The following is a 20145-nucleotide window of genomic DNA, read 5'->3' as shown; positions in this document are numbered from 1 at the left end:
GGGTCGGGAGGAGGTTGTGTAAGTCTGTGTCGTAGATGTTAAAAGTCTTGTTCACGAACGCCCGGGAATGGCGGTTTTCAGCCCTCGCTGTGGACGATTGCGGGGTCGACCCAGATGACGAAGTCGTCGTCGCGCTTGACCACGCCACGGATAGATCCCGTGTCGTTGGCGGGGGACTGGTCGACCTGTTTGGGCGATATCTGGACCACCTGAAACACCTCGTCGACGAGCCATCCCGCCGCCCCCTGATTCTGTACGATGGCCGGGTCGAAGACGATGATTCGCTTCCCGTCGGTGTCGTCGTCGATACCGAAGACGGTCTTCGGGTCGACGATAGAGGTGGTCCGACCGCGGAGGTCCATGACCCCCTCTACGTGCGCCGGCGCGTTGGGGACCTGTGTGAGGTCACCGACGTCGACGATTTCGGTCACGTAATCGATGCTGACGCAGTAGGTCTCCTCGCCAAGTTCGAACTCGAGTACCTGGCCGGTCGTGGCTGACTGTGCTGACATAGGTCCCGGAGTACCAGAACGTGGTCCGTAGGCGTGTATAAAGATGTCTGCTGGGCTATCAACTTTGATTACGTGGGCGGTGTCTTTATTTCGGGCCGAACGGGAGTACGGCACAGGAATGCAGATGCTCCGCCCGCAAACGACGCCCACGTCACAGGAGCCCGTGTGACGATGGCCGGTGGTGTGCGCGCAGTCGTCGCAGACGACTCTCACTTCATGCGAAGTGTCATCTCCGACATCCTAGCTGATGGAGGAATCGACGTCGTCGCACAGGCCCGGAACGGACGGGAGGCCGTCGAGGCAGTCGTACAGCACGAACCCGACGCCGTGACGATGGACGTCGAGATGCCCGAGATGGACGGCATCGAGGCCACAGAGCGAATCATGGCCGAGCGACCGACGCCGGTCCTGATGCTGTCGGCCCACACCGACGAGAACGCCGACGTCACCTTCGAAGCGCTCGATAAGGGCGCGGTCGACTTCTTCACCAAACCCGGCGGCGAGGTGTCGATGGAGATGTCCCGGCTGAAAGACCAACTCGTCGACATCGTCTCCTCCGTAGCCGAAGTCGATGTCGGCGGGAGCGGCCAGTCGACGGCGACGACGACGCGACAGCGCGACCGGTCTAGACCCGAGTCGGCGTCGTACACGGCGAACCCGACGCTCGTCGTCGGGTCCTCGACGGGAGGCCCGAAGATGGTTGAACAGGTGTTGTCGGCCCTGCCGCTGTCGGCCGACCTCAGAGTCCTCGTCGTCCAGCACATGCCGGAAGGGTTCACGGGCCGGTTCGCAGAGCGCATCGACGCGCGAAGCGACTACGACGTGACGGAAGCGACGGATGGGGCGCGAATCGGCGGGGGCGAAGCGCTCGTCGCTGCTGGCGACCGCCACATGGAGATCAAGAACTACCGAAACGGACGCCTGCGGGTGAAACTGACGCAGGAGGACCCGGTCAACAGCGTCCGACCGGCCGTCGACGTGACGATGGCGACGGCCGCCGACGTCATCGACGACCCCCTCGTCGGCGTCATCCTCACGGGGATGGGCGAGGACGGTGCGGACGGCATCCAGCGCATCAAAGCGGCGGGCGGCCGGACCATCGCACAGGACGAAGCCACGTCGGCCGTCTACGGGATGCCAAAGCGAGCGGTCGAGACTGGCTGCGTGGACGACGTGCTCCCGATAGACGACATCGCGAACGGTATCTTAGATACGATTACGACAGAGGTGACCTCATAATGGACGACCAGTATCTCGACGCATTCATCCGCGAGAGCGAGGAGGCGATAACGGAACTCAACAACTCTTTGCTCGACCTGGAATCGGACCCCTCCGACGAGGAGGCGATGGACGCTATCTTCCGGACCGCACACACGCTGAAGGGGAACTTCGGCGCGATGGGGTTCGACGACGCGGCGAATCTCGCCCACGCGATGGAGGACCTACTGGACGCGATGCGGCAAGGCGAGATGGAGGTCACGCCGGACGTGATGGACCTCGTCTTCGCCGGTGTCGACCAGATAGAGGTCATCGTCAAGGAGATAGAGGCCGACGGCGAGTCACAGACCCAGACCGACGAGATGGTGACCGAACTGCGGTCCGTCCTCGAAGAGGGCGCCGAGGCCGCGGGCGAAACGGCGGCCGGGGGCGAGACCACCGAGACGGACGACAGCGGCGACGCCACCGACGTCGCGCCGACCGACGTCGACCTCGACCCGAGTGCGGCCGACGGGCAAGTCGTCCACGTCTCGGTCGGCGTCGGCGACTCCGACATGCTCGGCGTGGACGCGATGCTGGCACTGGAGGCCATCGAGGACGTCTTCGACATCCTCGCCTCGGACCCCGAGCGACCGAGCGTCGAGGACGGCGAGTTCGAGGAGACGTTCGACCTCTATCTCGACGCCACCGACGCCGCGACGGTCGATGCTGAACTGGGGACTATCGGCACGGTCGACACCTTCACCGCGACCGACGTGACAGACAGGTTCGAATCGGCCGGCGGGGCCACGGCCGAGGCGGGTACCGACACCGACCTGACCCCCGCCGCGACGGAGGACGAAGAACACAGTGTCGACGAGATCAAGTCCGTCCGAGTGGACGTCGACCAGTTGGACGACCTGCACGGACTGGTCGAGCAACTGGTGACCAGCCGTATCAAGCTCCGCCGCTCGGTCGAACAGGAAGACGTCGACTCGGCAGGCGAGACGCTGAACGAACTGGACAAGATCACGGCGAACCTCCAGAACACGGTGATGGACATGCGGCTCATCCCGCTGAAGAAAGTGGTCGGGAAGTTCCCGCGACTGGTCCGTGACCTCGCCCGCGAACTCGATAAGGACGTCGAGTTCGAGATAGAGGGCGAGGACATCGAACTCGACCGAACTATCCTCACCGAGATTTCGGACCCGCTGATGCACATCCTGCGAAACTCGGTGGACCACGGCATCGAACCACCGGCAGAGCGTGAGGCGGCGGGCAAGCCCGCCACCGGCCACATCACGCTCCGGGCCACCCGGGAGCGGGACCACGTCATCATCGAAGTCGAGGACGACGGTGCGGGCCTCGACGTCGAGGGCATCAAGCAGAAAGCCATCGAGAAGGGCGTCCGCTCACCCGAGGAGATAGAGGCGATGGACGACTCGGCCATCTACGACCTCGTCTTCCACCCCGGGTTCTCGACGGCCGACGAGGTGACCGACACCAGCGGTCGCGGGGTCGGGATGGACGTCGTCCACGACACCGTCACGCAACTCGACGGCTCTGTCAACGTCGAGTCCACCGAGGGCGAGGGGACGACGGTCGCACTCCGCCTCCCCGTGACGATGGCCATCGTGAAGGTGCTGTTCGTCGAAGTTGGCGACGAGGAGTACGGGGTTCCCATCAAGAACGTCGACGAGATCACCGCGACGGACGCGACCAAACGGGTCAATGGCAAGGAAGTCATCAAGCACAACGACGACATCTACCCCGTCATCCATCTCGACGATACGTTCGACGTCCGGGAGAGACGGCGAACGGCGACGGCATGCTGGTTCGCATCCGGGAGTCAGAGCGACAGGTTGCGCTGCACTGTGACTCGGTCAACAGTCAGGAGGAGGTCGTCGTCAAACCCCTCGAGGGTATCCTCTCCGGAACGCCCGGTCTCTCCGGAACGGCCGTGCTGGGCGACGGCAACATCGTCCACATCCTCGACGTGGTGACCCTATGAGCAAAGGCAACGACCGCCAGTTCCACCGCCTGCTTGAGTTCATCGGGTCGGAGATGGACTTCGAGTCGGGATTCTACAACGACGCGTACCTCGACCGACGTATCACCGCGCGGATGCGCCGGACCGACACGGAGACCTACCGGGAGTACAAGCGCCTGCTCGAACGCGACGACGGCGAGCGCGAGCAGTTGCTCGACTCGCTGTCTATCAACGTCACCGGGTTCTTCCGGAACCCGGAAGCGTGGGAGCACCTGCGGCCGGTCCTGCGCGACCTGACCGCCGAGAACCGGCGAGTGCGACTCTGGTCCGCGCCGAGCGCCGACGGTCGTGAACCGTACTCGGCGGCGATGCTGGCGCTCGACGATCCCGAGGTGGACGACAGTCGCATCGAGATAACCGGGACCGACATCAACGCCGACATCCTTCGGGAGGCTAAACGCGCCACCTACGAGACGTCACAGACGACGGACATCGCCGAGGAACTCGCACCGCTTGATGACTACAGCGAGTACGTCGAGGAGGACGGCAACACGTTCCGGGTCCGTGACAACGTGACGGACATGGTCACGTTCCAGCAACACGACCTCATCCGCGGGGACCCGAAACGGGACTTCGACCTCGTGTTCTGCCGGAACCTGCTCATCTACATCGACACCGAGTACAAGGTCCCCATCTTCGAGACCATCCGCGGGTCGCTACGAGAGGGCGGCTACCTGATGATCGGGATGACCGAGACGCTGCCGACGGAGTGTCGGGACACGTTCGAACCGGTCGATAAACAACACCGCATCTACCGACGGGTATGAGCCTCTACGAACTCGAACGCGACGGCGAGGTACAGGAACTCATCCGTCTGCTTCGAGAGAGCGACAACGAGCGAGTGAGCGTGCGCGCCGCGGAGTTGCTCGGCAACTTCCCGGACCACGACGACCGCAAAGACGTGGTCAGTGCGCTCGTACAGGCCGTACAGACCGACAGCGACGCCGTCACGGCGGCGGCTATCGACTCGCTCGACGAACTCGGCGGCGACGCCATCGAGCAACTCATCGGGAGGATGGCCGGCATCGAACTCGACGACGACGCGGCCGACTGGGTGCGGGCGAAGGCGTTCGTGCAGGCGCTCGACGCCGAGGTCCCGGAGTTGCGGATGGCCGCCGCCAACGGTCTGGGCCGACTCGACCAGACGGACGCCGTCCCGAAACTCACAGAACGCTTCGAGGACCCGGACCCGCGCGTACGGGCGCGGGCCGCCCGGTCGGCGGGAAAGATAGGCGACTCGCGGGCGACCGGCCCGCTGGAGTCGCTGCTGACAGACCCGAAAGGCGCGGTACGTCGGGAGGCCGCCGAAGCGCTGGGCAACATCGGGAACAGACAGGCCCTACAGGCCTTGCTCCCGATGTACGAGGACGACAACGAACAGGTCCGGCGCATCGCCGTCGGCGCGTTCGGGAACTTCGAGAACGACCGCCCGGTCGACTACCTGGTCGAGGCGCTGTCGGACGACTCGGCCGGGGTCCGTCGAACGGCCGTCTACTCGCTCGTCGAACTGCTCTCGAACGTTCCGACCGAGCAGAGCCACGACATCCGCGAGACGGTGGTCGAAAAGCTCTCGAACACGGACGACCGCAGCGTCGTCGTCCCGCTGGTCGAGATACTCGAAGAAAGTACGCAGGCCGCCCAGCGGCGGAACACCGCGTGGTTGCTGGGCCGGGCGACCAGCGAGGCGGAACGGGACCGCGTCATCGACGCCCTCGTGAGCGCACTGGCCGACGACGGGCAGATGCTCCGGCAGTTCGCCGCGACGAGTCTCGCCGAACTCGGCGGCGAGGACAACAGGGTCGAACGGCGCCTGCTGAAACTCGTCCAGGACGACAGCGTCGACCCAGCGGTTCGCGGGCAGGCCATCTTCACGCTGGGGAAGGTCGGCGGCGAGCGCTCTCGAAAGGTCCTCGACAAACTCATCGACGAGACGGACCACGACATCGTCCGGAAGAAAGCGTTCTCGGCCATCTCGAAGCTGGGTGGGCGGCGATGAACGGGCCCCGACCGGCGGGACGGCCGGTCCGATTAAGGCCGAGCGGGTCGTATCACCCGGGCATAGCTGAATAGAGCGATGGCCGACGGAGAACACGCACTGGTCGATACGAAGGGGAAGTTCGTTCAGGTCGTCAAAGACGGGCGCAAGCGCAACGACATCGAATGGCTACCCGGCCGCATCCTCCTGTCGAACAAGCGCCTCGTGCTCGCGACCAACGACGGCAAGCGGACCATCCCGCTCTCGAAACTCACCAGCGTCACCGCCAGCCAGATGAACCAGTCGCTGGCACAGGTCGACAGCTACGTCAAGCTACAGGCGGGCCGGGACGTCACGCTCGTCTCGGCGAAGGCCGAGGAGTTCCAGGAGGAACTGTACCGGGCGCTGTTAGACCAGATCGTCGTCCTCGTCAAACACCCCGCCGTCGAGGGCGGTGTCGTACAAGACACCGGGTGGGAGAAAGCCCGCCTGAAACTCGACGACGAGAACGAGGACACGCTCAACCTCGCCATCGCCAGTGGCACCTTCGTCGAACTGGACATCGACGACGTCGGCACCGTCGAGGCCAAGCAAAAGGAGATTCGCGGCGCCGAACGCCCCCTGCTGGAGGTCGAACACACCATCGACGGCACCAGCGTCGAGACGCACATCTCCGGCGGACGACGGCACGTCTCGCTCATCGAGGGGCTGGTCCGACAGGGCGAGCAGCGAAACGCCGCCGACGACGTCGACCTCGAACCCGAGGAGACGCAGGTGCTGATGGCCCTTTACTCCGGTATCTCGCCGTTCAAGATTCCCGACTTCGTCGGCATGGACGTCGACGAGGTAGAGGACGTCTACGACCGACTCATCGAGGCCGATATCCTCGAACCGGTCCGAACCCGCCGTGAAATCGAGTTGGAAGCGCGCGGGCGGTCTATCGCCGGGGACGCCATCGCCGACCAGTAGTCAGGGCGGCGGCGAACTGCCCAGCAACCGCGCGTAGTGGACGGTTTCACTGACCGCCCGAGAGAGCGGCAACAGGAACTCGCCGCTGGTCGGGAACAGCGACAGACCCGCCACGAGGAGGTACACCGTCGTCGCGCCGGCGGCGACGCCGAGGGTACACGCACCGACCCGGAACCCGGCGTCCGTCAGCACCGCGGCGACGGCCCACACCGCGAGGCCGACGGCGACGGTCAGCGCGACGAGCGAGAACAGTTGGACGGCCTCGGAGAGCACCAGTCGACCGACGGCGATGGCGGCGAGGGACGTGGGGGTGCCGAGGATGACGGTGGCGGCGTAGGCGAACGTCAGCGTCCGACGCTCGGTGGCGACGACACGGCGAACCGTCGGCATGCGGACGAGCCAGTAGACGCCGAGGGCATACAGCGGGTGGAGGTACCGAACCGTGAACATGTGGTGTGACGGGAGCGTCTCGAGGTACAGTCCCACGAGCAAGAGCGCGTACAGGACGGTAAACGCGTCGAGGACGCGGGCGGGCGACCACTGTCGGGGTGACGGGAGCGGCCAGTCGGACCGAGCGATTCCGCGCCGTATCGCGAGTACCGGATAGCCGACCAGCACGCCCAGTAGCGGCATCGATGCCAGTACGCTCAGGTTGACCGCGGCGTCCTGCGTAGGCCGGAGGGTCGGGACGTAACCGGTTCGGACGAACACCCGGAACAGGTGTTCAGGGTCGAACAGTAGCCCGTAGGAGTCGACGAACTGCGAGGTGATACGCGACAGCGGTGCGGGGAACAGCGACCCGCCCGTCGCGGTCCCGCCGCCACCGCTAGCGCCACTGTCCCCGCCACCGCCCCCGCCGGAACCGCCCGCCGACGTTGGCGCGTCGGCCTCGGACGGAAGCACGTCGCCGGTGTACTCTGAGAGCAATCGCGGCGGTTGCAGTGGGTTGCCGGAGACGGCTGCGTTCGTCAGCAGGAACGGGAGCAGCGAGAGCGCCAGCGCCGCGCCGACAGACAGGAGGGCACGGACCCCGTTCCACCGGGCTGTCGGCAGGTCGACGACGCCGACGGCGACGAGCAAGACGAACCCCTCCGGCGCGTGGACCCACGCCGTCGCGCCCACCCAGACGTACGTCAGCGCCCGGAATCGAGTCGCCGACCGACGAGTGTCGGCTTCGCGGCTCCGGTACAGCGTGTACATCGCACAGACGACCAGCAGCGCCGTCACGCTGTGGCGTTTCGGAATCGGCGCCCAGAACCCGACGGGCGTCGCGGCGATCGTCGCGACGGCCGCGGCCACGCCCAGACGGCGGTCGTACAGCCGAGTCACGAGACGATAGCAGACGACGGTCAGGAGGACCGCAGCCAGCGCCGTCGTCAGTTGCAGGGCCAGTAGCGGGAGCCACAACGTCGACAGCGGCGTCGTGAGGGCCAGCGACGCGACGAACAGCCCCGCGGCGGCGACGATACCGGCGACGCGTCCCGCGTCGGGGCGGCCGACCACCCGGCCGACGCCCACGCCCACACTGGCGACGGCGAGCGACCACAGGCCGACCAGCAACACGCGAACGTCGGCGACGAGCGAGAGGGAGCGCAGGACGACGTACCACACCGCCGAAACGAGGACGACGCCGTAGTTCCGACCGTAGACGCGACCGTCGACCAGATAGGTCCCCGGTGTCGCACCGGACGCGGGGCCGTAGACGGCCTCGGTGACGTGCAGGTGGCCGTCGGCGACGGCCAACAGCGCGTTTGCGAAGGTGTACTGGTCGTTCGAGAAGAACCCAAGATGCCACGTCAGGCAGACCCAGACGAGCGACCCCATCGCCAGCGTCGCGCCGACTCGGTCGCCCAGCACGGCCCGCCAGAGCGCGTCCCGCAGTTCCGATACGTCGACCGTCTCGCCGGCCAGCAGGCGGTCGGCGACGCTCACGAGGCGACCTCCAGCGTGACTCGCCGCTGGAGGACGGCGCGGTCACGCTCGCCGGACTGGACCCAGACGGCGACGATGGCCTCGTACTGTCGCCGGTCGACCCGGTCCGGACTGACGGTGACGGGACTCGGGCGCAACTGGAGACGGCCGTCACGGCCGGCGATTTCGTATCTACTCGTCGCGGTCAGCCACACGCCGGGGACGTCGATAGTGTACCGGAGCACCGGCGTGCCGGTGACGCCGGAGACGGAGACGACGGCGGGCGGCGCGTCGATGTGGTAGCGCCCGCTCCCGAATCGCCCGCGTTCGAGCGTGAGACTGCCGTCGGGTATCGACTCGACGGTCACGCTCGCGTTGTCGGTGGTCGAGCGGGTCGACTCGCCCGCGACGCCGAGCGGTCCGACGGCGACGGCGGCGACCACGACGACCAGCGAAAACCCGACGAGCAGGCGCCGCTCCATGGATACCGGCGGTTGGCGAGCGCGGTATATGACTGTGGTGGGGCAGTTATCAGATCGGAGAAAACCGACTGGTCAGTCGGCGGACTCGGACCCGCCGTCGGTCATCGACGCCCTGCCGGTGTCGGCGAGCCGGTCGAAGTCGAACGACGCGTCCGACACGCGAGCAGCCACGAGAGCGGCGGCCGTCGAGACGAGGAAGGCGCCGGCGAACGAGGTGAGATACAGCGGGTCCGCCGCCGGAAGGAGGTCCCCGACGACGGGAATCGCCGTCGTCACGCCGCGCAGGTCCGGGAAGTACGCTAGGCCGACGGCGAGGCCGGCGAGACTGCTGACGAGCGCACCGGGACCGGTCAGCCCCCGGGAGTAGAGCCCATAGACGAGGGGGAAGGCGACGGCGGCCCCCAGCAGGTCCGCGAAGAAGAACAGGCGGAGGACGCTCCGAGCGCGCAGGCTGACGTAGATGGCGGCGACGGCGACGACGACGGTGAGCGCCCGCGCGCCGAGTCGGAGGGTACGGTCGTCCGGGTCCGCGAGCAGTCGCGGGAGGTCCGCGGTGACGAGACTCGCAAGCGCCGAGAACAGCGAGTCGACGGAACTCACGACCAGCAAGAGCGCCAGCAGGACGACGGCCAGCAAGAGCCACTCGCCGAACGCGCTCTCGACGAGGACGAAGAAGGCCACGTCGGCGTTGTACGCCGAACTGGAGATGTCGGTGACGACGTCCGAATGCCCGGCGGCGACGACGCCGAGCAGTGCCGCGACGAAGACGGTAGCGCCGTTGAGGACGGTGGCGTTACGGAAGCCGCGAGCGACCGTCTCGCTGTCGCGCCCGGCGTAGATGCGCTGCCACCACGTCTGGTTGATGAGTTCCGCGCCGAGGATGGCGAAGGCGAGGCCGAGTCCGAACTGGAGGCCGGGGAGGAAGCCGACGTCTACGAGCGTGGGGTTCGTCGCGGCGACGCCGGAGTACACCGCACTGGGGCCGCCGAGTGCGACGACGACGCCACCGGCGACGAGTGCGAGAAGCGGCAGAACGAGGACGGCCTGTACCGTGTCCGTGACGATGGTCGCCCGGAGACCGCCATACCCTGTATAGAGGAGGACGAACCCACCGACGAGGACGGCCGTCTGCCACTGCGGGACGCCAGCGACCAGCGAGAGCGCCCCGGCGATGCCGGTGAGCTCCGCGGCGACGAAGACGAACATGTACAGCGCGCTGATGAGGACGACGAAGCCGTACATCGCCGACCCGTAGCGGGCGTGGGCGTACTCGGTGAGCGAGTGGCCCTCGGGGAGGAGTTCGCGGATTCGGGGGCCGAGTTTCGAGTACGCCAGCATCGGGAGGGCCTCACCGATAGCGTACCCGACGACGGCGGCGACGCCGAAGCCAGCACCGGCCTCGGGCGCGGCGAGCAGAATCCAGACGCCCATCACGGAGGCGACGAGCGTCGCCGTCATCCGCCCCTCGCCGACGGAGTCGCGGGCGGTGAGGAAGTCGTCGGCCGAGCGGTCCTGACCACGGGTGTACCAGACGCCCAACGCGGCGAAGGCGGCCAGCGTGACGACGGTCAGTCCCAGCGCGACGGCGGTAGTCACCACGAGCGGTCACCTCCGTCGGTCGCCGTGCCAGCATCGTCGGCCCCGTACGCGGCATCGAAGAACGCGACTTCGAGGTCGACGGTCCGACAGAACAGGTCGGCGAGGCGGGCCTGTCTGCGCTCGCTCGCGGCCGCGCCGGCACGGTCCAGTTCCGTGCGAAGCCACTCGACGAACGACTCGAAGGCCGGGACGGCGTGGAGGTCGACCCACTCGGCGAGGTAGAACCGCTCCGGTCGGTCGCGGTCGCCCTCGGCCGTCGCCCACGCGAGGTACACCCACTCGGCAGGGACGAGGACGGCCAGCGTCTCGGCGTACCCGCCCTCGCGGGACGCTCGCAGGAGCAGGTCCCGAAACGCCGCCGTCGTCTCGGTCAGCGCCGGGTCTTCATAGGTCGACTCGGACACGCCGAGGGCGTCGAACGACCGCTCGAAGTAGTCGTTCTCGTCGTCCGTGAGCGTCCCGAGGAAATCGACCAGTCGGGACTTGGCGGCCATCGACGGCGCGTCGCCGACCGAATGCCCGAACGTCCCGACGAGCGTCTCCAGAAAGGCGTAGTCCTGCACCAGATACCGCCGGAAGACGGCGTCATCGAGCGTGTCGGCGTGGAGTTCGCGGGTGAATCGGTGGTCGGTGGCGGCGTCCCACGACGGCCCCGCCTGTGCGCGAAGCCACTCGGTGAACCGGGGGTCCTCGCGGTCCTCGGCGTAGGCGGCGTAGGTGTCCGGCACCGCCGACGAGTCGCCCGTCACACCGACCACGTCTCCTCTCGCCACGCGGCGTCCCAGAAGCGGTACTCGTACCGGGCCGACGTCTCGAATAGCTCGCGATAGCGCTCGCGTTCGGCCTCGGTGGCGTCGGCGGCCACGTCGTCCATCAGGCCCTTGCACCACTCGGCGAGGTCGGTGAACTCCTCGCCAGCGTACATCTCGATCCACGCGGCGTACTGCTCGTGGTCTGGTCGGCCCTGTTCGTCCAGTCTCCGGGCCGTCTCGTTGAACCCCCACATACAGGGCAGCAGCGCGGCCACGAGGTCGCCGAACGTCCCGGTGGCGGCGATTCGCACGAGAAAGTCAGTGTACGCCCGCGTCGTCGGTGACGGGTCGGTGGCTTCGAGGTCGGCCTCGCTGATGCCGAACTCGGCGGCGTACTCCCGGTGGAGGTCCATCTCCGTGTTGATGGTCGTATCGAGAAGCGTAGCGAACGTACCCATCCGGGCGAGGTCCGGGGCGTTGGCGGCTCCCAGCGCGAACACCCGCGCGTACTCCACGAGGTAGACGTAGTCCTGTCTAACCCAGTAGCGAAACGGGGCCTCGTCTAAGGTCCCCTCCCCTAGCTGTTCGACCATCGGATGGTCGACGACGGCGTCCCAAATCGGGTCGCCCACGTCGGCCAGCTCGTCGGTGAAGCTCATAGACGTGCATCGTCGGTCCACGGTGATATAACTTCCCGATACAATCCAGTTATAGGCCGCAGCGCCGTCGATGTCGAACTGTTAAGCCGTGGGTCGTCCAACCCCGTGGTATGTCGCTCCGGTTGCCGAGCGAAATCGTCGTCGAGGACGTGTTGCCGACGCTCCGTGTACTGCTCGCCCGCGAACTCGCGGACCACGGGCTTACCCAGCAGGAGATAGCGGCGCACCTCGGCGTGACGCAGGCGGCCGTCTCGACGTACGTCAGCGGCGACCCGAGCGTCGAGGCACGGATCGCCGAGCACCCGCGAACCGCGGCGACCGTCGAGCGAGTCGCCGACGGACTGGCAAACGACGAGATGGACGCCTACGACGCGCTCGCGGCCGTCTTGGAACTCGTCCGTGCGTTCGAGGACCGCGGCCCCATCTGTGAACTCCACGAGGAAGCGATGCCGGGCCTCGAAGGACTGGGGTGTGACCTCTGTGTCCGCGGCGTCAACCCGGAACTCCGGACCGAGCGCGCAGTGCTCGACAGCGTCCGGGAGGCCAGTCGCGTCCTCGCGACGACGCCGGGCCTCGCCGCGTTCGTCCCGAACGTCGGCACGAACGTCGGTACGGCGCTCCCGGACGCCGAGAGTCGGTCGGACGTGGCCGCGGTGCCCGGCCGCATCTACGTGATGGACAACAGCATCGAAGTCCCCGCGAACCCGGAGTTCGGCGCCTCCGCTCACGTCGCGACGACGATTCTCGCGGCGATGACCGTCGAACCCGACCGCCGCGGTGCGCTGAACCTCGCTACCGACGACGCCTTCCTCGCGGCCGCCCGGGACCGCGGCCTCGATATCATGGAGTTCGACGCCGGCTACGAGAACCGCGGCGACCGCCTCAGCGAGCAGTTCGAGGAGCGCGGGAACGTCCCCGACATCGTCTTCCACCGCGGCGCGTTCGGTATCGAACCGATCACGTACGTCCTCTCGGAGACGGGTGCCGATGCGGCGCGACTGGTCGCAGAGTTGGTCGCAGCGACGGAGTCCTAGAAGTCATCGAGAGTGGGCACGATGCGGTGGCCGGGAGCGCGTTCTGTCGCGCGACCCGGGGACAGGCAGGCCTGCCTGTGAAGCATACCGTGCCTCCGGCGCGAGGACACCCCTCGCAGTAAAAAGTGGGAGCCTAGACGTTGACGTCCTCTAAGAACCGGCTCGCCACGACCTGTCCCTTCGGGGTGAGCGTCGGGCCGTCCGACCCGTCCTGAATGAGGCCGTCGGCTTCGAGGTCCTGCAGGAGCATCGACACCGCCGCCGAGTCCTTCCCGAGGATGCCCGCCAGCGGCATCCCCTCCATGTCGCCGGTCGAGTACATCGCGACCAGAACCTCCTTTTTGTCCTTCGTGAGGTCGACGTTCTGTAGCTCCTCCATGAGACCGGAGTACTCCCGGCGGAGGTATCGACCGAGGATGGACATCTTCCGGGACGAGGCCAGAGCCGCGAGCGTCGTCACCGCGGTGCCGTTCTGCATGTGTCTGACGACCAGCACTGGCCGGGTCCCGCCGGCTATCTCTCGGCTCGTACGGTCGAAGTCGGAGACAGTCTCGAGGTCGATGGCGAAGGTGTCGTCGCCGCGGCGGAACTCGACGGACCCGGGCGTGAGAAAGAGGCCGGCCGACTGGAACTCGTCGTCGGTGACGCGACCACCGACGCGGGCGCGCTCTTTGACCGTCGTCTCGGTGCCGTTGATGATGGCCTTAAACAGGAGCGTCCCGAACTTCTCGATCTTCTCGTCGTCGGCCTCGATGGCGGCGACGAGTCGACGACCGCCCTTCTCGAAGGCGATGGTCACCGTCGAGTCGAAGAAGTCCCCGAGGTCGGGCGGCACCTGCCCGATGGCGATGTCGAAGATGGTATCGAGGGGAATCGTCAGTTTGTCGTCCTCGCTGGCGGCGAGAACGAGGCGTTTCTGCGAGAGGACCACGCGGCCCTTGACAGGATCACCGCGGCTGGCCACCTCCGAGTTGAACTGGCCGACGAAATCCGCGATGACTGATTCCGACATGTCGCTCGTGGTACCGGTTACAGCCGCCGGTCTATTGAGCGTTTCGCGCCAGTATCAGTCGGGAAAACCGGGGCCGACGCAGTCATCCGTCGAGGTCTCGTGCGATGTCGGACAGCGAGGAGTCCGGGGAGTCGGTCGCAGTGTAGACGACGCGAGTCCCCGGCGTTCGGAGGCCGTACTGGTGACCGGCAGTGACGACGTCGAGGTGAGCCGACCCGCCCAGCGAGACGCTGCCGTCGGCGATCCACTCGGCGAGGCGGTTCTCGCCCTCGTGGTCGCGTGCGACGCGCCGGTTGTCGGCGACGTGCGTGACGACGACGTCGCCCTCGATGCTCGTCTCGATAGCCGCGTGGTAGGTGTCGCCGTCTAGCGCCATCCCGACGACGTCGCCCTCCTGCAGGTCGACGGCGTCCGGGAGTACGACTCGCGGGCGGTCGGTGCGCCCGATGGACTCGACGGGGACGCGGTGTGTCTCGACGGCGTCGTGGTCGCTCGGAACGCGCTCGCTCACTCGTCGTCGGCACCAAGCAGGTCGTCGACCGGTTCGCTGCCGCGGCCGACGATTGTGGCGTTGATCTGGCGCGTCTCGTCGCTGATTTCGCGTCCGCGGATGGTGATGCGCTTTCGCTCGCCGTCGGTGGTCGGTTCGAAGCCGATACCGCCGTCGGACATGATGGACTTCGTCTGGATGCCGCGGACGTCGGGTCGCATCGGTCGGCCGGCGGTGTCGGAGCCACCGGTGAGTTCGAGCGTGTAGCCATCGAGGCCGACGGCACCGGCGTCGACCTCGTCGCCGAGTTCGCGGCCGATAAAGCGGTTTGCGTCCTGTCCGTCGACATCGATCTGGTACGTGTGGCCGCTCTCCGGGTCGGAGACAGCGACAGTGAATTCAGCCATACCTATTTCGTATCTATCGCGCTTCAAAAGCGCATCGAAGCGTCCCGGCCAGTACCTCGTGACGGTCCACCACGGTCTGTCGGAGGCCGACTGCGACGGCGAGACGCTAACTGGTTAGGTACTGCTGGCTCAACGACCCGGTGTGTCGGTGGGAGTATGAGCAAGACGACGAGGGCGGCGGAGCGGGTCGGTGGCGGCGAGTCGGTACGGGACTTCGGCGACGCCATGGGGACGCTGAGCGGGTCGATGAGCGACTTCAGCGACGAACTGACGACGCTCCAGCGGGCCGTGACGGACCTGCAGGACTCGACCCGTCGAGCGAGCGAGCACCAACGGGCAGTGTCGGCGTCGCTACACCGCGCCGCCGACAGTTTGGCGGGCGAACCGTCGGCGGACGAACAGCGTGCCAGTCGAGTGAGCGATAAGTCGACGGCCGCGACGGCGTCGATGGTCGCCGACGACTAGCGTTTCTCGGCGTCGACGATGGTACTGACGCGGGCGTTCGCCTTGAGGCGGAGTCCGGCACCGCCGACCGACAACGGGATTCTTGGCAGTTCGTCGACGTGGAGCGTCGGGTGGGTCCCGCCGCGTTCGAGGAGTTCGGTCCGTGGCTGGACGGTCACCGTCGCCTCGCCGGTCAGGGACTCGTTGAACTCGACGAGGTACTGCCCGGCCCGGAGCGTCCACCACTCGTAGTCGTCCTCGGGGTCGCGCTTCGCGCTGGCGTGGGGCGCGGTCCCGGCCGGTTCGAGTTCGCCGCCGCCGAAGTCGATGCGACCGGGGTCGACCACCTCGTACACCTCGGCGACGGTCAGGTCGAAGCCGGGACTGTCCGTCTGTGTCTGTTCGTGGACGACGTCGGTGACGTACTCGCTGAGGTCGGCCATACGTGGACGTGTCGGCCCGGCGTCGCAAAACTATGGGGGCGGACTGACACCGAACAGTCAGGTGATATCGATACGCCGGCCCTCCCGTTCCCGGTCGTCGAGAGGGAGCGTGACTTCCAACACACCGTCCTCGATGGTCGCCGTGATGTCGGCCTCGCGAATCGGCCGCGGGAGTCCAATCGACCGGTGGAACACCCGCGAGCGCTCGCCCGGTTCGTGGCGTTCGGCCTCGACGTGGAGGTGCCGGTCGTGCCACCGCAGGTCGACGTCCTCGCGGTCGAACCCCGACAGTTCGACGAGGACGACGAACGCGTCGTCCTCGCGGTACAGTTCGACGCCTTTGGCGGGATGGTGCGTCACCATACGTGTTACTTCGGCAACTAGATGGAAAAAGGGCACAGGCGGTTCCCAGCAGGGGAGACGGCTTCGGGCGGCCCGAACGCTGGCTGGGAGAACGCCGTGCTTTTGCGTTCCGAACGACTCGGAGCCAGTATGAGCAAGCACACGGAGTTTCTGGCGGGCGAGCGGCCCGACGACGTCCTCTTTTTCCTCCACGAGGACGCCGTCTCGAACCCCGGCGCGCTGGCGGAGTACGCCGACGCCGTCGACGACGGTCACGTCCTCGTTCTCCCCGGCGACGACGGGCGCAGCGCCTTCCAGTCGGCCACCGGCATCGACCCGATGGGGCTCGCACAGGAGGCGATGGGCACCGACGGAACGGTTCGGGACGACCTGACTGGCGCTGTCTGTCCCGTCGAGGAGGAGGAACCCGAGGAGAACCACACCACGCGGTTCGTCTTCGCCTTCGCGGAGGCCCAGAACGAGGAGGTCGGCGGCCTCTACGCCGAAGGCGACGTGATTCACGCCTACGCCGTCTGTGCCTGTGGCGAGCGGTACAGCGACAAGTGGGTCGTCGACGAGTAATCGCGCCTCGACCCGCTACCGCTCGGTGTCGACGCCTTCGTCCTCCTCTTCCGGCAACCGCTTGAACGCGTCCACGATGGCCTGTTTCGCCACCGCGCCGTGGGTCGTCCGAGTCCACCTTTTTCTTCGTCGGGTGGTCTCGCTCCGCTCGACCACCACTCCTCGAAAAACGTGGGCGAAAAAGACCTCGCTCCGCTCGCGTCCGGTCTACCGCTCGGTGTCGACGCCTTCGTCTTCTTCCTCGGGTAGCCGCTTGAACGCGTCCACGATGGCCTGTTTCGCCACCGCGCCGTGGGTCGTCCAGTGGTGGGCGTAGTCCATCATGTCGTCGTAGATGTCCGGCTTACACCCCGCCGCCTTCGGGTGGCCACCGCCGTTGACCTGTCGAGCCACCTCGTGGGCGCGCTCGAAGTTCTCGGTACCGCGGATGGACGCAGAGCCGGCGGGCTTGACGATGACGGCGGCGTCGGCGCCCTGTTCGCGCAGGGCCTCTGCGACCTCGTTCTGCGAACAGCGACCGTAGGTGACGCCGACGGTCCATTCGCCGACCTCGCGCAGTTCCGCGCGGTCGACGGCCTTCTCTATCAGCGCGTCTTTCTCGACGCGCTTCTCGGCGAGGAACTCCTGAACCTCCGGGGAGAGGTCGGGACCGTGTTCGGCGACGGCCTCGATGTACTCCTCGGGGTCCGACCAGTACGAGAAGTCCGCGAGGTCGTCGCTGCGCTCGTCGTCGCGAATCCAGAGGTCGTGGTCCCGCGTGACCGCCGCGAGGTCCGCCCAGCGCTCGTCGAACGCGTAGTCTAGCTGTTCGAGGGCCACGTCGGCGGTACACACCTCGTCGCTCTCCCCGACAGTTCGCTCGACCCCCGCGTCGTCGACGATACCGCCGAGTTCGGCGTCCCACTGGTGGTGGTCGAACCACACGACGCGTTCGACGCGGGCGACGAGGTTCGAGAGCGCGCCGAGGTCCGACTCGCTGTCCGGACAGAGGTCACAGACGAAGACGGTCGCCTCGGGTTCGGCGTACTCGGCGGTCCACGCGAGCGCCTCCTGCAGTTCGTGCGGGCCGGCGGGCAGCAGTGCGCCCTCACCGTGGGCTTCGCGAATCAACGCGGTACAAGCCAGTCCGTCGGCGTCGGGGTCGGCGATGACCACCACGTCGGCGTCGGAAAGCGTCTCGGCGGCCTCGGCCTCGGCCTGCTCCTCTTCGTAGGAGTCCGGGATGAAAAAGCCCTCGCCGGGGAGCACAGACTTACGCTCGATAGAGAGACGGTCGTCGTCGATGAGCCAATCGTCCATGCCCGTTCATGCCGACCGCCAGCAATGAACCCCGCGGTCCGTCTCAGACCTGTTCGCGTTCGGGGTTGACCGCACCCTCTAACTGGCGGACCGACAGCACCGGCATCGGGGCCTGTCGGACGATTTCCTCGGCGACGCTGCCGAGCAGGAAGCCGTGTTCGCCGTGCCGGCCCCGGGTTCCAGTGGCGACGACGTCGGCGTCGTGGTCGATTGCGTACTGGCAGATCTCGTCGGCGGGGTCGCCCTGCCGGACAGCGGTGACGATGTCGTCGCTGTCTGCCTCGGCGATGGCGGCCTCCCGGACGAACGAGAGCGCGCGCCCGCCGGTGGTCGCCAGCGCACGTTCCAGTTCGGTACGCACTTCCTCGGGCGTCGACTCGACTTCGCCGGAGTCGACGACGTACAGCGCGTGGACGGTCGCATCGAAGTGTGCGGCGAGGTCGAGGGCGGCTTCGACGGCCCGTTCTGCGCTGCCGGACCCGTCTGTCGCGATGACCACCGTGTCGAACATATCTCGGCCTACCGCGGGCACGACCAAAAAGCCGCCCCATCAGATCACAGTGCCCACTGCGGGATGAGGTGGCTTTTTGTCCGGGCCGGTCACAGAGACAGGTGATGGACATCGACCTCGTGCTCGTCCCAGTCGACGGCAGCGACCGGTCCGAGCGGGCGGCCGAGTACGCTATCGCCATCGCCGAGCGATACGACGCCGACCTCCACCTCCTGTTCGTTCTCGACGAGCGGCTCCGACGGGACATCGACGATGGCCACGTCGACGCCGAGACCATCGCGGAGGAACACCGCGCGTTCACCGATCGGGTGCGCGAGCAGTTCCGAGGCTCCGGCCACGACGGCACCCTCGATACGTCGACAGCGACGGCGTTCTCGGAACACCGCCTGATGCAGACGCCGGGCAGCGTCGTCTTAGACGTCGCCGAGGACGTCGCGGCGGACTTCATCGTCATCCCGCGAGAGGGTGACAGCGAAGAGCCCGTCGGCCGCGCGGCGCTGTACGTCTTAGAGTACGCGAGCCAGCCAGTCCTCTCGGTTTAGAGCCGTATCGCCATCTCTATCTCGAAGCTCTCGGCGTTGCTCGTCTCGAACCCGACCTTCCGGTAGAGGCTGGCGGCGGCGTCGTTCCACCGTTCGACCGTGAGCCACACCTTCTCGATGCCCGCCCGCTGGCCCTGTCCCAGTAGCGCCTCGACGAGGGCAGTGCCGATGCCGGCCCCCTGAAACGACTGGAGGACGAAGATGGCGAGTTCGTGTTCGCCGTGTCGGTCCGGCACGAGCGTCGCGTGACCGACGACGTCGCCGTCGTGGCGCGCAACGACGTTGACACAGTCGCCGTCCAGAATCGTGTCCAACCAGTCGCGGATGCCCTCCTCCTTGGCAGGCGGGATACCCTGTGCCCGGTCGGCCGGGTCGAAGTCGACGTACATCGCGACGATGGCCTCGCGGTCGGCCTCGTCGGCGGGGACTAATTCGACTTCGCGACCCTCCTTGTCGGTGACCGTCCGGGGCGGCGCGGGGAACTCGCCGGCCGGTTCGTCGGGGTAGGTCCGGCTCATCGGATGAGCGTGACCGGCGTCTGTGCGTTCAACAGGACGAACTCGACGACGGAGCCGAGTTGAATCTTCCCCAGCGTGGAGCGCTCACCGCCGCCCAGTACGATGCGGTCGAACCCTTCGCTCTCGGCGATGTCGACCAGTTCGCTCCCGGGCGACTCGCCGCTGATGTCTCGTATCGACGCCTCGAAGTTGGTCTCCGAGAGCGTCGACTCGACGCGTTCTCTGACCGCCTCCGCGTCTGTGTCTGCCTCCTCGTTGTCGAAGATGGCGATAGTGAGTTCGTCGTCCGTCTCCTGTGCGCGTGCTATCGTCTCGTCCAGTGCGTGGTAGGACAACTGGCTGCCCCCGACGCCGAGCAGGATGTGCATACGCGGTCACTCGGTCGGCATCGCTCAAAAAGCCACCTGACGAGCGA

Annotated in this window: 24 protein-coding genes and 1 pseudogene; 9 read left to right on the top strand and 16 right to left on the bottom strand. The window is 66.9% G+C overall.

The genetic code is table 11. From position 1 onward, the window contains the following. Positions 1-77: 77 nt before the first annotated feature. Positions 78-512 (bottom strand): chemotaxis protein CheW, encoded by a 435-nt coding sequence (locus G9465_RS04350; protein ID WP_166967860.1) that lies wholly within the window; start codon positions 510-512, stop codon positions 78-80. A gap of 171 nt (positions 513-683) precedes the next feature. Between G9465_RS04350 and G9465_RS04345 the strand changes: the two genes are divergently transcribed. The 5 genes and pseudogenes from G9465_RS04345 to G9465_RS04325 all read left to right on the top strand — a co-directional run bounded on the left by G9465_RS04345 (position 684) and on the right by G9465_RS04325 (position 6703). Next, entirely contained in the window at positions 684-1751 is a 1068-nt protein-coding gene (locus G9465_RS04345; RefSeq protein ID WP_166967858.1) for a chemotaxis response regulator protein-glutamate methylesterase, read from the top strand. Then, a pseudogene (gene cheA, locus G9465_RS04340) lies at positions 1751-3720 on the top strand (chemotaxis protein CheA). Before G9465_RS04345 ends, cheA begins: the two are co-directional and overlap by 1 nt. Beyond that, on the top strand, positions 3717-4526 hold the full coding sequence (locus G9465_RS04335) for a protein-glutamate O-methyltransferase CheR (protein WP_166967856.1): 810 nt from the start codon (positions 3717-3719) through the stop codon (positions 4524-4526). The pseudogene cheA and the gene G9465_RS04335 overlap by 4 nt, the downstream one beginning before the upstream one ends. Further along, positions 4523-5755: a HEAT repeat domain-containing protein gene (locus G9465_RS04330; protein ID WP_166967854.1), complete on the top strand. Its 1233-nt coding sequence runs from the start codon at positions 4523-4525 to the stop codon at positions 5753-5755. The genes G9465_RS04335 and G9465_RS04330 overlap by 4 nt, the downstream gene beginning before the upstream one ends. A 78-nt stretch (positions 5756-5833) precedes the next feature. Beyond that, positions 5834-6703, top strand: coding sequence for a CheF family chemotaxis protein (locus G9465_RS04325; protein ID WP_166967852.1), 870 nt, complete (start codon positions 5834-5836; stop codon positions 6701-6703). On the opposite strand, the gene G9465_RS04320 is transcribed toward G9465_RS04325, so the two are convergent. The 5 genes from G9465_RS04320 to tenA form a co-directional block, all read right to left on the bottom strand. Further along, positions 6704-8635: a hypothetical protein gene (locus G9465_RS04320; protein WP_166967850.1), complete on the bottom strand. Its 1932-nt coding sequence runs from the start codon at positions 8633-8635 to the stop codon at positions 6704-6706. After that, on the bottom strand, positions 8632-9096 hold the full coding sequence (locus G9465_RS04315; protein WP_166967848.1) for a hypothetical protein: 465 nt from the start codon (positions 9094-9096) through the stop codon (positions 8632-8634). Before G9465_RS04315 ends, G9465_RS04320 begins: the two co-directional genes overlap by 4 nt. A gap of 72 nt (positions 9097-9168) precedes the next feature. Beyond that, positions 9169-10695 (bottom strand): sodium:proline symporter, encoded by a 1527-nt coding sequence (locus tag G9465_RS04310; protein WP_166967846.1) that lies wholly within the window; start codon positions 10693-10695, stop codon positions 9169-9171. Beyond that, the gene (locus G9465_RS04305) at positions 10689-11444 is read right to left on the bottom strand and encodes a TenA family protein (protein WP_227015709.1); all 756 of its coding nucleotides are present in this window, start codon (positions 11442-11444) and stop codon (positions 10689-10691) included. Before G9465_RS04305 ends, G9465_RS04310 begins: the two co-directional genes overlap by 7 nt. Then, positions 11441-12106, bottom strand: a complete 666-nt coding sequence (gene tenA / locus G9465_RS04300) for a thiaminase II (RefSeq protein WP_166967844.1) — start codon at positions 12104-12106, stop codon at positions 11441-11443. The genes G9465_RS04305 and tenA overlap by 4 nt, the downstream gene beginning before the upstream one ends. Positions 12107-12216: 110 nt before the next feature. Here tenA and G9465_RS04295 point away from each other — a divergent pair, with 110 nt between their 5' ends. Then, entirely contained in the window at positions 12217-13140 is a 924-nt protein-coding gene (locus G9465_RS04295) for a thiamine-phosphate synthase family protein (protein ID WP_166967842.1), read from the top strand. 133 nt (positions 13141-13273) lie between these two features. Here the strand turns inward: G9465_RS04295 and G9465_RS04290 are convergent, their stop codons facing one another. From G9465_RS04290 to G9465_RS04280, 3 genes are all read right to left on the bottom strand, one after another. After that, positions 13274-14152 carry a CheF family chemotaxis protein gene (locus G9465_RS04290; RefSeq protein ID WP_166967841.1) on the bottom strand — a complete coding sequence of 293 codons (879 nt, stop codon included), beginning with the start codon at positions 14150-14152 and terminating at the stop codon, positions 13274-13276. A gap of 82 nt (positions 14153-14234) precedes the next feature. Then, positions 14235-14663: a hypothetical protein gene (locus tag G9465_RS04285; RefSeq protein WP_166967839.1), complete on the bottom strand. Its 429-nt coding sequence runs from the start codon at positions 14661-14663 to the stop codon at positions 14235-14237. Continuing rightward, a complete protein-coding gene (locus G9465_RS04280; protein ID WP_166967838.1) occupies positions 14660-15049 on the bottom strand; it encodes a 30S ribosomal protein S6e in 390 nt (129 codons plus the stop codon). Before G9465_RS04280 ends, G9465_RS04285 begins: the two co-directional genes overlap by 4 nt. A gap of 156 nt (positions 15050-15205) precedes the next feature. Here G9465_RS04280 and G9465_RS04275 point away from each other — a divergent pair, with 156 nt between their 5' ends. Beyond that, the gene (locus G9465_RS04275; protein WP_166967836.1) at positions 15206-15514 is read left to right on the top strand and encodes a hypothetical protein; all 309 of its coding nucleotides are present in this window, start codon (positions 15206-15208) and stop codon (positions 15512-15514) included. Here the strand turns inward: G9465_RS04275 and G9465_RS04270 are convergent. Both G9465_RS04270 and G9465_RS04265 read right to left on the bottom strand, forming a co-directional pair. After that, a complete protein-coding gene (locus G9465_RS04270) occupies positions 15511-15936 on the bottom strand; it encodes a dCTP deaminase (protein ID WP_166967835.1) in 426 nt (141 codons plus the stop codon). The genes G9465_RS04275 and G9465_RS04270 overlap by 4 nt on opposite strands. A gap of 57 nt (positions 15937-15993) precedes the next feature. After that, positions 15994-16299 (bottom strand): Hsp20/alpha crystallin family protein, encoded by a 306-nt coding sequence (locus G9465_RS04265; RefSeq protein WP_166967834.1) that lies wholly within the window; start codon positions 16297-16299, stop codon positions 15994-15996. Positions 16300-16428: 129 nt separating this feature from the next. Between G9465_RS04265 and G9465_RS04260 the strand changes: the two genes are divergently transcribed. After that, positions 16429-16860, top strand: a complete 432-nt coding sequence (locus tag G9465_RS04260; RefSeq protein WP_166967832.1) for a DUF5807 family protein — start codon at positions 16429-16431, stop codon at positions 16858-16860. Positions 16861-16875: 15 nt separating this feature from the next. Here G9465_RS04260 and G9465_RS04255 read toward each other — a convergent pair whose 3' ends face one another. From G9465_RS04255 to G9465_RS04245, 3 genes are read right to left on the bottom strand one after another with little or no spacing between them, the layout of a single operon-like run. Continuing rightward, positions 16876-17016: a hypothetical protein gene (locus G9465_RS04255; RefSeq protein WP_166967831.1), complete on the bottom strand. Its 141-nt coding sequence runs from the start codon at positions 17014-17016 to the stop codon at positions 16876-16878. 51 nt (positions 17017-17067) lie between these two features. Then, positions 17068-18159, bottom strand: a complete 1092-nt coding sequence (locus tag G9465_RS04250) for a DHH family phosphoesterase (protein WP_166967829.1) — start codon at positions 18157-18159, stop codon at positions 17068-17070. Positions 18160-18202: 43 nt separating this feature from the next. Continuing rightward, positions 18203-18670 (bottom strand): universal stress protein, encoded by a 468-nt coding sequence (locus tag G9465_RS04245; protein WP_166967828.1) that lies wholly within the window; start codon positions 18668-18670, stop codon positions 18203-18205. 104 nt (positions 18671-18774) lie between these two features. Here G9465_RS04245 and G9465_RS04240 point away from each other — a divergent pair, with 104 nt between their 5' ends. Beyond that, entirely contained in the window at positions 18775-19212 is a 438-nt protein-coding gene (locus tag G9465_RS04240; protein ID WP_166967827.1) for a universal stress protein, read from the top strand. On the opposite strand, the gene G9465_RS04235 is transcribed toward G9465_RS04240, so the two are convergent. Next, entirely contained in the window at positions 19209-19730 is a 522-nt protein-coding gene (locus tag G9465_RS04235; RefSeq protein ID WP_166967825.1) for a GNAT family N-acetyltransferase, read from the bottom strand. The genes G9465_RS04240 and G9465_RS04235 overlap by 4 nt on opposite strands. Beyond that, positions 19727-20098 carry a universal stress protein gene (locus G9465_RS04230; protein WP_166967824.1) on the bottom strand — a complete coding sequence of 124 codons (372 nt, stop codon included), beginning with the start codon at positions 20096-20098 and terminating at the stop codon, positions 19727-19729. Before G9465_RS04230 ends, G9465_RS04235 begins: the two co-directional genes overlap by 4 nt. Positions 20099-20145 lie beyond the last annotated feature (47 nt).

The sequence above is a fragment of the Haloarcula sp. JP-L23 genome, assembly GCF_011602445.1.
GTDB lineage: Archaea > Halobacteriota > Halobacteria > Halobacteriales > Haloarculaceae > Haloarcula > Haloarcula pellucida.
The sequence above is the reverse complement of the archived record's forward strand: the minus strand, read 5'-3'. Positions and strand labels throughout refer to the sequence as shown.